Source organism: Microvirga rosea (genome assembly GCF_020595095.1).
Classification (GTDB): Bacteria; Pseudomonadota; Alphaproteobacteria; order Rhizobiales; family Beijerinckiaceae; genus Microvirga; species Microvirga rosea.
In genome coordinates this window covers 866,054-877,711 of record NZ_JAJDOP010000001.1, presented here as the reverse complement: position 1 = coordinate 877,711, position 11,658 = coordinate 866,054, and the positions used below count along the sequence as shown (strand labels likewise).

Here is an 11,658-nt window from a genome sequence, read left to right as displayed (position 1 = left end):
CTATTATTCCCCCAAAAAAGAGGCCGGTTTTCTAACGTTATATCGTAAAAATATCAAGATCACGCGAGCTGGCCTTAAATCGGCCCGTTGAGGCTTCCCCAGGCGCCCGTTTCGGACAAGATCGATCTCGTTGGATCGCCCTGTCGTCAGGCAGCTGAATTATCCGCATGCCCCCGAAGGAAGAGAGTTTAAGAATCGCTCCCTCTTTCCAGGCCTTGTGCCGATATGACCGCTGGTCAGCACGGCTTCCCGTGCTACCTTGATCGAGAGGGGGTCGTCAGCGCGGGAAACCGCGCAAGAGGAGTTGCATGGCATGAGCGAAGGCTCGAACCCGCCGCCGGCTCAAGACCTTCTGAACAAGCGCTTCGGGCGTCTTGTGGAGCGGGCGCGCTGGGCCCTGTGGCTCGAGCGGGCCTGGCCGCGACTCTGGATCCCCCTGGCGATCATCCTCGTTTTTCTGACCCTTTCCTGGCTGGGCCTTTGGCTCGAAACCCCTCCCCTCTGGCGGCGCGCTAGCCTGCTGTTTTTCGGTGCGGCCTTTGTACTCTCCCTCTGGCCGCTGCTCCGCCTGCGTCTTCCCGGGCGGCAACCGGCCCTCGACCGTCTGGACCGGGATACCGGCCTCGCGCATGGTCCCGCCCGCGCCCTCGACGATACGATCGCGCTCGGCTCCGACGATCCGGGATCCCGCGCGCTTTGGTCGCTCCACCGTCGCCGCGCCGAGGATGCGATTCGGCGCATGCGCGTAGCGCTGCCGGATCCGGACATGCCCCGCCGCGACCGCTTCGCCCTGCGGGCCGCAGCCGTTCTGTCGGTGGTCGCAAGCGCCTTCGTGGCGGGCCCGGAGCTGGGCTCACGCCTCGCCGCCGCCTTCGACCAGCATGGGCCGGGAGCAGCCGCCCCGGGTTTTCGGGTCGACGGCTGGATCGACCCACCCCTCTATACCCGCGCTCCGCCCCTGATGATCGATCTGGCAAAGGGCCAGCACCTGAAGGCTCCGATCCATTCGACCGTGGTGATCCGCGTCGCGGGTGAAGGAACCGCCGAGATCACGCCCGGGCAGGGCCTGACGGCATTGCCGCCGAAAGGAAACCAGCGGACGGACCTGCGGGAGGAACGCTACACCCTGGAGAACAGCGCCAGCCTGACGGTCAGCACGGGCTTTGCCAGCAGCGTGAGCCTTTCCATCGAGGCGATTCCGGACCGCCCGCCGGAAGTGGCCCTGACCGGCCCGCCGGAGGTCAATCAACGGGGCGTCTTCACCCTGGCGTACAAGGCCAAGGACGATTACGGAATCACCTCCGCGGAAGGCTTGATCGAGAAGGCCAAGGGACCGAAGGAGCGGTCCCTCGTGCCGGTTCCCACGATCACCCTCGCCATCCCCGGCCATGAGGAGAACGCGGCCGAAACCAAATCCCCCGTGGACCTGACCAATCATCCCTGGGCCGGCGCAGCCGTGAAGCTCAAACTTCGGGTCAAGGACGAAGCCGGACAGGAGGGAATGAGCGAGACCATCGCCTTCACCCTGCCGCAGCGGCCCTTCGCAAACCCGTTGGCCAAGGCCCTCGTGGAGCAGCGGCGCAACCTCGTGCTGACTCCGGACGACCGGAAACGGGTCCAGACGGCCCTCGACGCGCTTCTCATCGCTCCCGATGCCTTTACCCCGCAATGGGGGGTGTTCATGGGCTTGCGCCTCGCTTCCGACCGCCTCCGCAAAGCGCGCTCCGATCAGGATCTGCTCGACGTGGCGGAATGGCTCTGGACCATGGCCCTGCAAATCGAAGACGGGAACCTGTCCGAAGCGGAGCGTGACCTGCGGGCCGCCCAGGAGCGGCTGAAGGACGCCATGGAGCGTGGGGCGACGGACGACGAAATCAGGCGTCTGACCGAAGAGCTGCGGCAGGCCATGGACAAGTTCCTGCGCGAGTTTGCCGAGCGCATGCGGCAGAACCCGCAAGGCCAGGATCAAAACCAGCGGCAGGCCGACCGGGTGATCACTCAGAACGATCTCAACCAAATGCTGCGGCAGATGGAGGATGCCATGCGCCGAGGCGATATGGCCGAGGCGCAGCGTCTTCTGGAGGAACTCCGGAACATCCTCAACAATCTTCAGATGGCGCGGCCCGACAGCCGGATGAGCGATCCGCTCGGCCGGGAAATGAATCAGGCCATGCGCGATCTCGAGGACATGGCACGGGAGCAGCAGCGCCTGCGTGACGAGACCTTCCGGGACGGTCAGAACCGCCGCATGCAGCAGGGCGAGCGTGGCCAGCAAGGGCAGCGCCAGGGCCAGCGGCAAAGAGGCCAGCGCGGCCAACAGGGTCAGCAAGGACAACAAGGGCAGGAAAACGCCGAAAACGGCCAGGGCGGGGACCAGGACGACCCGCTCGGCCTGAATCAGCGGCAACAGGCCCTCCGGGAGCGTCTCCAGGAACTGCAGCGGCGCATGCAGGGCATGGGGATGGAGAACGAGCAAGGCCTGGGCGATGCCGAACAGGCCATGCGAGAGGCCGAAAACGCCATCGGCCAAGGACAGAACGGGGAAGCGGTGGACGCCCAAGGGCGCGCTCTGGAGAGTCTGCGCAAGGGCATGCAGGGCATGGCCCAGCAGATGCAGCAGGGTCCGGGCAGCGAACAGGCCGGGGACCAGCCCGGCCCCGGAGACCCTCAAGGGCAGGGTCAGGCCAATCAGCGCAACAATGATCCCCTTGGACGCCCCACCCGGAACCGGGATTATTCAGATGGAAACGTTCGGGTTCCGGGGGTGGATGAATCGGCGGCTGCCCGCGCCGCACGAATTTTGGACGAATTGCGTCGGAAACTCGGCGACCCCAGCCGTCCTCAGGAGGAGCTCGACTATTTCGACCGGCTTCTGCGACGGAACTGAGGGAGCGTCTTAAGCACTTGCCACGAGAAGGGGATTTGGGCCACGGTCCGGCCCTCCCCTGATGGAATCATCATGACCGATATCTCGAATATGCTTGTCTTTGCGGCCGTCCTGGCGGTCGCCTTCGTGCTGCTCCTCGGCCTGGTCAACATGTTGCGGGGGGGCAGCCCGAACCGTTCCCAGCACCTGATGCGGATGCGCGTTCTGCTTCAGTTCCTGGCGATCGTGATCATCATGGGCATTATCTGGTGGAGAGCGGCTTAGCTTGCTCCATATTGACACTTTCTCGCCATCGTTCTTTATAAGACACCGTTAGGCATAGCTGCTTCGGCATGCCCTTTTTAATAAAGCGATGGATTTTTTGATGCGCGCCGGCATTGCTCTGGGCCTTCTGGTCGTATCCTCCCTAGGAGCAACGGGGGCTTTCGCCGCCGACGTGAAGCGGCCTTCCCCGGCGACCTATCCCGCGAGCACTCAGCCGAGCCTCCTGTCGGAATTCCGAATCGGTTTCTCGGCGCAGGATCCATGGGGACCTGAGGGCCGGGACGGCTCCGCGAATCTGACGGGCGAGATCCTCTTCGCCAAGCCTTTCACCGCCTCGGACCTGTTCACCAGCTATTTCATTCCCCGTCCCCACATCGGCGGAAGCGTCAATTTCGATGGGCGGACGAGCTTCGCGTATGCGGGCCTGACCTGGACCATCGACATCACCCCGAGCCTGTTTGTCGAAGGCTCCCTCGGCGGCGCCATCCATAACGGCGACAAGGATCCGTTCGGAGTCTCCGAGCATCACCAGGCGCTGGGCTGTTCGCCCCTGTTTCGCGAATCGGGCTCGGTCGGCGTGCGCCTGTCCGCCAATTGGAGCGTGATGGCGACGATCGAGCACCTGTCCAACGCAGGCGCCTGCTCCGACAACCGAGGTCTGACCAATATCGGCGCCCGCGTCGGCTATACATTCTGATCCTGACCCCTCCAGACGGGGGCCGATATGGTCGTCCTCAACCGAATCTATACCCGAACAGGCGACAAGGGCACGACGGCCCTCGCGGCAGGCGGCCGGCGGCCGAAATACGACCTGCGCGTTGAAGCCTACGGCACCGTCGACGAGACGAATGCGTGCATCGGCCTCGCGCGCCTTCACACGGCGGGACATGAGATCGACCCGATGCTCAGCCGGATCCAGAACGACCTCTTCGATCTCGGCTCCGATCTCGCCACCGTCGAGACCGGGAAACCCCTTCCCTATGAGCCCTTGCGCATCACCCAGGGCCAGGTGGACCGCCTCGAGGGGGAGATCGATCGGCTCAACGAGCATCTGTCGACGCTGCGCTCGTTCGTCCTGCCGGGCGGCACGGCAGCCGCAGCCGCCCTGCACCTCGCCCGCACGGTCTGCCGCCGCGCCGAGCGACGTGTCGTCGAGCTGATGGACAAGCCTGACGAGGCGGTGTCGGCGGAAAGCGTGAAATACCTGAACCGCCTGTCCGATTTTCTGTTCGTCGCGTCGCGCTATGTGAACGACAAGGGCCAGATCGACGTTCTCTGGGTACCGGGTCAGAACCGCTGAGGGCGGCCCATGTTTCTCCCGCTGCATGACGGCGTTCCTTTGAAGAACCTGAAGACGCCGGCGGGAACCCGAAGCCTGCTCGTGCTCTGCGCGCTCCTCTATCTGTTCACGTTCTATGGCCCTCTCGGGCCCGACGCGATGGTGGCCGGCCTCGGACTTATCCCGTCGGTTCTTTTCGGCACCGAGATCCTGCCCGACGGGTATCCGTTCGTTCCCGTTCCGCTGACGCTCTTCACCAACATCTTCCTCCATGCGTCCCTGCTCCACCTGCTCGGCAACATGGCGTTTCTCTGGGTGTTCGGGGACAATGTGGAGGATGCGATGGGGCATTGGCGCTTTCTGGCGTTCTTCCTCCTGTGCGGCGGCTTCGCAAGCTTCGTGCATGCCCTGATCGACGCGAATTCGCACCGCCCTCTCATCGGCGCCTCCGGGGGCGTTTCGGGCGTGGTCGCAGCCTACCTGATCCTTTACCCGCGGGTTCGCATCTGGGGGCTCTTTCTCCAGGGCATCCCCCTGCGCCTCCCCGCTTACTGGGCCATCGGCTTTTGGTTCGTGCTGCAATTCGTATCCGCCTTCTTCGGCACGGACGAGGGTGTGGGCTGGTTTGCGCATCTCGCCGGGTTCGTGGCGGGCGCCCTGCTCATTCCTTTCATGCGGCATCGGTTCGATCCTCTCCTGGCCAGGATCGAGACGCACGAAATGAAGGCGCCGCGTTGACAATCGGACGCCGCCCGCTACGGTCCCGATCATCTTTCCCTACCTATCCGGACAGCTGGCCAACGACCGCAGCCGGATCTGACCTTTCGATGAGGACAGACGAATGAAGCTTCTGGTGCCTGTAAAACGGGTCGTCGACTACAATGTGAAAATCAGGGTCAAGGGAGACGGATCCGGCGTCGAACTCGCCAACGTGAAAATGTCGATGAATCCCTTCGACGAGATCGCGGTCGAGGAAGCCATCCGCCTCAAGGAACAAGGCAAGGCAACCGAAGTCGTTGCCGTGTCCATCGGCCCCGCTCAGGCCGGAGAGACGATCCGTACCGCCCTCGCCATGGGTGCCGACCGCGGCATTCTCGTGAAGACCGACGCGACAGTCGAACCGCTCGCGGTCGCCAAGATCCTCAAGAAGGTGATCGAGCAGGAAAATCCCCAGCTCGTGATCATGGGCAAGCAGGCGATCGATGACGATTCCAACCAGACGGGCCAGATGCTCGCCGCCCTTCTGAACTGGCCTCAGGGAACCTTCGCCTTCAAGCTCAACGTCGACGGCAACAGCATCGACGTGACCCGCGAGGTCGATGGCGGACTGCAAACGGTCGCCCTCAATCTGCCGGCCATCGTGACGACCGACCTGCGTCTCAACGAGCCGCGCTACGCCAGCCTTCCGAACATCATGAAGGCGAAGAAGAAACCCCTCGACGAAACCAGCCCGGAAGCGCTCGGCGTCGATGTCAGCCCCCGTCTGAAGGTCCTCAAGACCACGGAGCCCGGCGGCCGCAAGGCCGGCGTGAAGGTCGGCTCCGTGGCCGAGCTGGTTCAGAAGCTGAAGACTGAAGCCGGCGTGCTCTAAGGGAGATTATTCGATGACGACGCTTCTAATCGCCGAGCACGACAACGCTCACCTCAAGGACGCGACGCACAAGGCCCTGTCGGCCGCCAAGGCGCTGGGCGCCCCGGTTCATGTTCTGGTCGCGGGATCGAATGCAAAAGCCGCCGCCGACGCAGCCGCCAAACTCGAAGGTGTCGAGAAGGTTCTTCTGGCCGATGCCGCTGCCTACGAGCACCAGCTCGCGGAGCCTTTTGCCGCCCTCATCGTATCGCTCGCGGACTCCTATGACGCCCTCGTGGCTGCCGCGACGACGAACGGCAAGAACGTGATGCCGCGCGTGGCAGCCCTGCTGGACGTCATGCAGATCTCCGACATCACGAAGGTCGTCTCCCCCGACACCTTCGAGAGGCCGATCTATGCCGGCAACGCGATTCAGACGGTCCAGGCCACCGACGGAAAGAAAGTCATCACCGTGCGCACGGCGGCTTTTCCGGCGGCCGGCGAGGGCGGTTCCGCTCCGGTGGAGAGCGTGAATGCGGCCGAGGATCCCAGTATCTCCCGCTTCAAGGGTGAGGAGATCGCCCAATCCGACCGTCCTGAACTGACCTCCGCGCGGATCATCATTTCCGGCGGCCGCTCCTTGGGCTCGGCGGAAAACTTCACGAAGTACATCGAGCCGATCGCCGACAAGCTCGGAGCCGCCATGGGCGCCTCCCGCGCGGCGGTCGATGCCGGCTATGCGCCGAACGATTGGCAGGTCGGCCAGACCGGCAAGGTGGTGGCTCCGGATCTTTATATCGCCGTCGGCATTTCAGGCGCCATTCAGCACCTCGCCGGTATGAAGGATTCGAAAGTCATCGTGGCGATCAACAAGGACGAAGAGGCACCGATCTTTCAGGTCGCCGATTACGGACTGGTGGGCGACCTGTTCCAGCTTCTGCCACAGCTCCAAGAGGAGTTGACCAAGGCGGGTCAGTGAGTCCAGGAATAAGACTGAACCGGGCGGATCGCTGCCCGGTCTCTTTTGAGGGCGCGTAAGGTGCCCGGGGCAGCAGGAAGATGGGTATCGAGATCAAAACCGTTGGCGTGATCGGCGCTGGTCAGATGGGCAATGGCATTGCCCATGTATGTTCGCTCGCAGGTTTCGCGGTTCGGCTCCACGACATTTCCGAGGAGCGGATCAAGGCCGGTCTCGCGACCATCAACGGAAACATGGCGCGGCAGGTCTCCAAGGAGGCCATTACCGATGCGGAGCGTCAGGCGGCGCTCGCTCAGATCGTCCCGGCCCTGACATACGACGATCTCGGCGGCTGCGACCTCGTCATCGAGGCGGCGACCGAGAACGAGGAAGTGAAGCGCAAGATCTTCACGAATCTCTGCCCGTCCCTTCGCCCCGACGCGATGATCGCCACGAATACATCGTCGATTTCCATCACGCGCCTTGCGGCGGCCACGGACCGGCCTGAACGGTTCATCGGAATCCACTTCATGAACCCCGTGCCGGTGATGCAGCTCGTCGAGCTGATTCGCGGCATCGCCACCGAGGATCCGACATACGAATCCGCCAAGGAGTTCATCGGAAAGCTCGGGAAGACCGTGACGGTTTCAGAGGATTTTCCGGCCTTCATCGTCAATCGCATCCTGCTTCCGATGATCAACGAGGCGATCTACACCCTTTACGAGGGTGTCGGTTCGGTCGATGCCATCGACACGGCGATGCGCCTCGGCGCCAATCATCCCATGGGCCCGCTGCAGCTGGCGGACTTCATCGGCCTCGATACCTGCCTGTCCGTCATGCAGGTGCTTCACGAAGGCCTGGCCGATTCGAAGTATCGCCCCTGCCCGCTCCTCGTGAAGTATGTCGAGGCCGGCTGGCTCGGCCGCAAGGCCAAGCGCGGGTTCTATGACTACCGCGGCGAGAAGCCCGTCCCGACCCGCTGAAGCCATCGCCTTTCCTGTCAAGCTTCGTTCTGGCGTCCGGCCCTGACAGCTGGCATCATGGCTTCCGTTCGGGAAGATGGAAGGTCCATGAAAAGCAGACTGCGCATCATCGTCCAAGCGGCGACCTGTGCCTTGGCGCTCTGTCTCGGAGCGCCACTTCTTTTTGCGCAAACGGCCTCCCCGGCACCCGACCCCTTCTGGAATGTTCCCGATCTCGGGTCGCTCCCCGACAACGACCACGGACGGCTGGTGCGGCAGGGCCGCGACCTGATCACCGCGACCTACGCCCATATCGGCCCCGAAGTCGTGGATCCGTCCAAACGCTATGCGGGAAACAACCTCGCCTGCCGCAATTGCCATCTTGATGCGGGCACCAAGAAGTTCGGCAATCCGCTCTGGGGCCTCAAGGACCAGTTTCCCGCCTATGACGCGGAAACCGGCCGCCCGATCTCCCTGCCGGAACGGATCAATGCCTGCATGACGCGCAGCATGAACGGCCGCCCCCTTCCTCTCGACGCGCCCGAAATGCAGGCCATCACGGCCTATATCGATTTTCTGTCCCAAGGCGTGAACCCGGGGGAAACCTTGACGGGCTATGGCGCAGGCCGGATCGCGGAGCTGGAACGCGCCGCCGATCCCCATCGCGGCGAGGCCATCTATCGGCAGACCTGCGCGGCCTGCCACAATACGGACGGCCAGGGGCTCAGGCGCAGTCTGCCGGGCACGGATCTCGGCTACATGGTGCCGCCCCTCTGGGGGCCCGACACCTTCAATACGGGCGCGGGAATGAACCGGCTCTCGACGATCGCGAATTTCGTCCATGACAACATGCCCAACGGCACGAACTACCTCTTTCCGCGCCTGGGGCCCGAGGACGCGTGGGATGTCGCCGCTTTTGTGATTTCGCGGCCCCGGCCGCAAAAGCCCGATAGCGACAAGGATTATCCGAACCTTCTGCAAAAGCCCGTCGATACGCCCTATGGCCCCTACGCCGACGGGTTCAACCGGGAGCAGCATGTTTATGGCCCCTTCGGGCCGATCCGTGCGGAGCTGGCCCGGCTCAAGGCAGCGCAAAGCACGTCATCCGAGCCCCCTAAAGGAAGCGCCGGAACCAGTCCGTGAACAGGTAGGGGCCGAAGCTCCAGAGCCCGGCCCAAAGTGCGGCGCCCAGGGCGTTCGCGAGCACGAAGTGGGGCCAGGGCATGCCCACGGAGCCGGCAACGATGCCGTTGAGCTGGCGCAAAACCACGACGAAGCGCGCGGTGAACACGACGAGGAAGCCCCTGTCGCGCGCCGTCTTTTCAAGGTGGTCGAGACGCTCGGGCGTGAGCTTGAAGAACCCGCCATATCGCCTGAGCGCATAGCGCCCGCCCCATCGGCCGATGAGATAGCCCGTACTGTCGCCCAGGACCGCCCCGCCCCAAGCCGCCAGGAAGACGCTGCCGATCGGCAGATCCCCATGCGCCGCCAGCAGGGCCGCAGCGATGAGCGCGCTCTCACCCGGCAAAGGCAGGCCGAAGGACTCGCCATAGAGGATCAGGAACAGAGCCAGCGCGCCGTGGGCCATGATCATCGGCTCGATCCAGGACTGGGCTTCGTGAAGAAAATTCATGGAGAAGGCCGCGTGTCCCGAGCCGTCCCGGGCTCGAAGCCGCCGCTGCGATCAGTCCTGACCAAAGTCGCCTCCCCTGTTTTCGAACGTTTTCTGTGGGTGCGTCACAGTCGCTCGCGTCCCGCGCTTCACAACAGCGTCACACTCTCTATAGTCATATTGGAACGGGATGCGGCTCTTCTTCATGAGGAGGTGATGTGACGATACACGTCCAGCCTGTTGTACGGCCGGAAGCCTGCCCGGCCCTTGTCCTCAATGCCGATTACCGGCCTTTGAGTTACTACCCCTTGTCCATCTGGTGTTGGCAGGATGCGATCAAGGCGGTCTTTCTCGATCGGGTCAATATCGTATCGGAATACGATAAAGTCGTACGAAGTCCGAGCTTCGAGATCCGACTTCCTTCGGTGATCTCCCTCAAGACCTACGTCAAACCCTCTCGAAACCCCGCCTTCACCCGCTTCAACGTCTTCCTCCGCGACCGCTTCACCTGCCAATATTGCGGCACCCATGAGGATCTGACCTTCGACCACGTCGTTCCCCGCTCCAAGGGCGGTCAGACAACCTGGGAAAACGTGGTCGCCGCCTGTGCCCCCTGCAACTTAAGAAAAGGGGATCGCATGCCGCACGACGTGGAGATGTGGCCACGGCAAAGTCCCTTCGCCCCGACCCTTCACGATCTTCATTCCAACGGCCGCCTTTTCCCGCCGAACTATCTCCACGACAGCTGGCTGGATTATCTCTATTGGGACAGCGAGCTGGAGCCGTAAATCAAGCCCTGCCCCTCAGGGCGGCGAAGCCCGCCAGGGCCGCGAGGGCTCCGGAGATCAGCGCATTCCACCCGGCCAGCGAGAGACCCAGGAAGCGCCAGGCTGCCTCCGTGCAGCTGACGACGCGGATATTGGACAGCTGGCCGAGGAGATCTCCCACATTGCCCGTGCCGGGCGCCGACCCGCCTCCGCAATCGCTGGGCCCGAGCCAGAAACCCCATTCCACGCCCGCATGGTAGACGCCCATGCCGATGCTGACGAGAAACACCAGCGCGAGGCACCACAGGCCGATTCTGATCCAGGGTGGCGGCAGAAGCGCCGTCACGAGGGCGAGCGGAATTCCGAGATAATAGGGATAGCGTTGCTCGAGACACAGCTTGCAGGGCTGATAGCCCCACACATGCTGGAACACGAGCGCGCCGCCGACGGCCGCCGCCGCCGCCAGGGCAAGGGCGAGCGCCGCCTGCCGCATCGTCAGACGAGACCGCATCCTCATCCTCCTCAGAACAGATACCGAAATGCCACGAACCCGCCGATAAAGGCCGCGATCGCCAGGATGGCCACCAGGTTGAAATGGCGATCTATCACAGACTTGATCGTCGGTCCGAAGCGACTCATCAAAAGGGCGATCACAAAGAAGCGCGCGCCGCGGGTGATGATGGACAGCAGGATGAACCAGCCGAGGCTGTATCCGGCGAAGCCGGACGTGATCGTGACGAGCTTGTAGGGAATGGGAGTCAGGCCTTTGAGCAGGATGACCCAGTGTCCATACTGCGCATAGCCGTGCCGGAAAGTCTCCGCGCCCTCCGCCAGGCCATAGAGCCGGAACAGCCAGGCGCCGAGGGAATCATAGAGCAGCAGGCCGATGAAATATCCCAGGATCCCGCCGAGAACCGAAGCGATGGTGCAGATCAGCGCATAGGACCAGGCCTTGTCGGGCCGCGCCAGCATCATCGGCACCAGCATGACGTCCGGCGGCACGGGAAAGAAGGAGCTCTCCGCGAACGACACCGCCGCCAGCGCATAAGGGGCCGAAGGCTTGCCCGCGAGGGAGAGAGTCCAGTCGTAGAGGCGTCTGAGCATGATGATCCAGCAGGCAGCGGCCGAGGCTATAAGGGCGTGCCCCTTTGAGCACAAGCCGCGCGCCCTGGCGAGAGCCCCCTATTGCCGCGCGTCTCCGCCCGAAGCGCATTGACCACCCTTCCTGGCCCGTGTTACTCGGCTTCCCGCGTTGCCCCTGTGGCGGAATTGGTAGACGCGCTCGACTCAAAATCGAGTTCCGCAAGGAGTGCTGGTTCGATCCCGGCCAGGGGCACCAAATATCCCCGCACATCAGCC

13 protein-coding genes and 1 tRNA gene are annotated in these 11,658 nt (G+C 63.5%); 11 read left to right on the top strand and 3 right to left on the bottom strand.

Features of this window, described 5'->3' with window-relative positions; genetic code table 11:
- Nucleotides 1–313 precede the first annotated feature (313 nt).
- From LJD17_RS04145 to LJD17_RS04105, 9 genes are all read left to right on the top strand, one after another.
- Nucleotides 314–2,887 (top strand): TIGR02302 family protein, encoded by a 2,574-nt coding sequence (locus LJD17_RS04145; RefSeq protein WP_227382861.1) that lies wholly within the window; start codon nt 314–316, stop codon nt 2,885–2,887.
- Nucleotides 2,888–2,959: 72 nt separating this feature from the next.
- Nucleotides 2,960–3,151 carry a twin transmembrane helix small protein gene (locus LJD17_RS04140; RefSeq protein ID WP_227382860.1) on the top strand — a complete coding sequence of 64 codons (192 nt, stop codon included), beginning with the start codon at nt 2,960–2,962 and terminating at the stop codon, nt 3,149–3,151.
- Between the two features lie 100 nt (nt 3,152–3,251).
- A complete protein-coding gene (locus LJD17_RS04135) occupies nt 3,252–3,848 on the top strand; it encodes an acyloxyacyl hydrolase (protein ID WP_227382859.1) in 597 nt (198 codons plus the stop codon).
- 27 nt (nt 3,849–3,875) lie between these two features.
- Nucleotides 3,876–4,451, top strand: a complete 576-nt coding sequence (locus LJD17_RS04130) for a cob(I)yrinic acid a,c-diamide adenosyltransferase (protein WP_227382858.1) — start codon at nt 3,876–3,878, stop codon at nt 4,449–4,451.
- Between the two features lie 9 nt (nt 4,452–4,460).
- Entirely contained in the window at nt 4,461–5,168 is a 708-nt protein-coding gene (locus tag LJD17_RS04125; protein WP_227382857.1) for a rhomboid family intramembrane serine protease, read from the top strand.
- Nucleotides 5,169–5,271: 103 nt separating this feature from the next.
- Nucleotides 5,272–6,021, top strand: coding sequence for an electron transfer flavoprotein subunit beta/FixA family protein (locus LJD17_RS04120; RefSeq protein WP_227382856.1), 750 nt, complete (start codon nt 5,272–5,274; stop codon nt 6,019–6,021).
- A gap of 13 nt (nt 6,022–6,034) precedes the next feature.
- Nucleotides 6,035–6,979, top strand: a complete 945-nt coding sequence (locus LJD17_RS04115) for an electron transfer flavoprotein subunit alpha/FixB family protein (protein ID WP_227382855.1) — start codon at nt 6,035–6,037, stop codon at nt 6,977–6,979.
- Between the two features lie 80 nt (nt 6,980–7,059).
- Nucleotides 7,060–7,941, top strand: coding sequence for a 3-hydroxybutyryl-CoA dehydrogenase (locus tag LJD17_RS04110; protein ID WP_227382854.1), 882 nt, complete (start codon nt 7,060–7,062; stop codon nt 7,939–7,941).
- A gap of 87 nt (nt 7,942–8,028) precedes the next feature.
- Nucleotides 8,029–9,063 carry a c-type cytochrome gene (locus LJD17_RS04105; protein ID WP_227382853.1) on the top strand — a complete coding sequence of 345 codons (1,035 nt, stop codon included), beginning with the start codon at nt 8,029–8,031 and terminating at the stop codon, nt 9,061–9,063.
- Here LJD17_RS04105 and LJD17_RS04100 read toward each other — a convergent pair.
- Nucleotides 9,035–9,553, bottom strand: coding sequence for a DedA family protein (locus LJD17_RS04100; RefSeq protein ID WP_227382852.1), 519 nt, complete (start codon nt 9,551–9,553; stop codon nt 9,035–9,037). The two genes, LJD17_RS04105 and LJD17_RS04100, sit on opposite strands and share 29 nt — an antisense overlap.
- 197 nt (nt 9,554–9,750) lie before the next feature.
- Here LJD17_RS04100 and LJD17_RS04095 point away from each other — a divergent pair, with 197 nt between their 5' ends.
- The gene (locus LJD17_RS04095) at nt 9,751–10,320 is read left to right on the top strand and encodes an HNH endonuclease (protein WP_227382851.1); all 570 of its coding nucleotides are present in this window, start codon (nt 9,751–9,753) and stop codon (nt 10,318–10,320) included.
- A gap of 1 nt (nt 10,321) precedes the next feature.
- Here LJD17_RS04095 and LJD17_RS04090 read toward each other — a convergent pair whose 3' ends face one another.
- Both LJD17_RS04090 and LJD17_RS04085 read right to left on the bottom strand, forming a co-directional pair.
- Nucleotides 10,322–10,810, bottom strand: coding sequence for a disulfide bond formation protein B (locus LJD17_RS04090; protein ID WP_227382850.1), 489 nt, complete (start codon nt 10,808–10,810; stop codon nt 10,322–10,324).
- 11 nt (nt 10,811–10,821) lie between these two features.
- Nucleotides 10,822–11,403 carry a YqaA family protein gene (locus LJD17_RS04085; RefSeq protein ID WP_227382849.1) on the bottom strand — a complete coding sequence of 194 codons (582 nt, stop codon included), beginning with the start codon at nt 11,401–11,403 and terminating at the stop codon, nt 10,822–10,824.
- Between the two features lie 150 nt (nt 11,404–11,553).
- Here LJD17_RS04085 and LJD17_RS04080 point away from each other — a divergent pair.
- A tRNA-Leu gene (locus LJD17_RS04080) sits at nt 11,554–11,638 on the top strand.
- Nucleotides 11,639–11,658 lie beyond the last annotated feature (20 nt).

Bases quoted from the DNA above. Each gene is read 5' to 3' on its own strand.
- LJD17_RS04090 (WP_227382850.1), bottom strand. From the start codon at position 10,810: ATGCGGTCTCGTCTGACGATGCGGCAGGCGGCGCTCGCCCTTGCCCTG.
- LJD17_RS04115 (WP_227382855.1), top strand. From the start codon at position 6,035: ATGACGACGCTTCTAATCGCCGAGCACGACAACGCTCACCTCAAGGAC.
- LJD17_RS04125 (WP_227382857.1), top strand. From the start codon at position 4,461: ATGTTTCTCCCGCTGCATGACGGCGTTCCTTTGAAGAACCTGAAGACG.
- LJD17_RS04135 (WP_227382859.1), top strand. From the start codon at position 3,252: ATGCGCGCCGGCATTGCTCTGGGCCTTCTGGTCGTATCCTCCCTAGGA.
- LJD17_RS04120 (WP_227382856.1), top strand. From the start codon at position 5,272: ATGAAGCTTCTGGTGCCTGTAAAACGGGTCGTCGACTACAATGTGAAA.
- LJD17_RS04105 (WP_227382853.1), top strand. From the start codon at position 8,029: ATGAAAAGCAGACTGCGCATCATCGTCCAAGCGGCGACCTGTGCCTTG.
- LJD17_RS04100 (WP_227382852.1), bottom strand. From the start codon at position 9,553: ATGAATTTTCTTCACGAAGCCCAGTCCTGGATCGAGCCGATGATCATG.
- LJD17_RS04085 (WP_227382849.1), bottom strand. From the start codon at position 11,403: ATGCTCAGACGCCTCTACGACTGGACTCTCTCCCTCGCGGGCAAGCCT.
- LJD17_RS04140 (WP_227382860.1), top strand. From the start codon at position 2,960: ATGACCGATATCTCGAATATGCTTGTCTTTGCGGCCGTCCTGGCGGTC.
- LJD17_RS04110 (WP_227382854.1), top strand. From the start codon at position 7,060: ATGGGTATCGAGATCAAAACCGTTGGCGTGATCGGCGCTGGTCAGATG.
- LJD17_RS04145 (WP_227382861.1), top strand. From the start codon at position 314: ATGAGCGAAGGCTCGAACCCGCCGCCGGCTCAAGACCTTCTGAACAAG.
- LJD17_RS04130 (WP_227382858.1), top strand. From the start codon at position 3,876: ATGGTCGTCCTCAACCGAATCTATACCCGAACAGGCGACAAGGGCACG.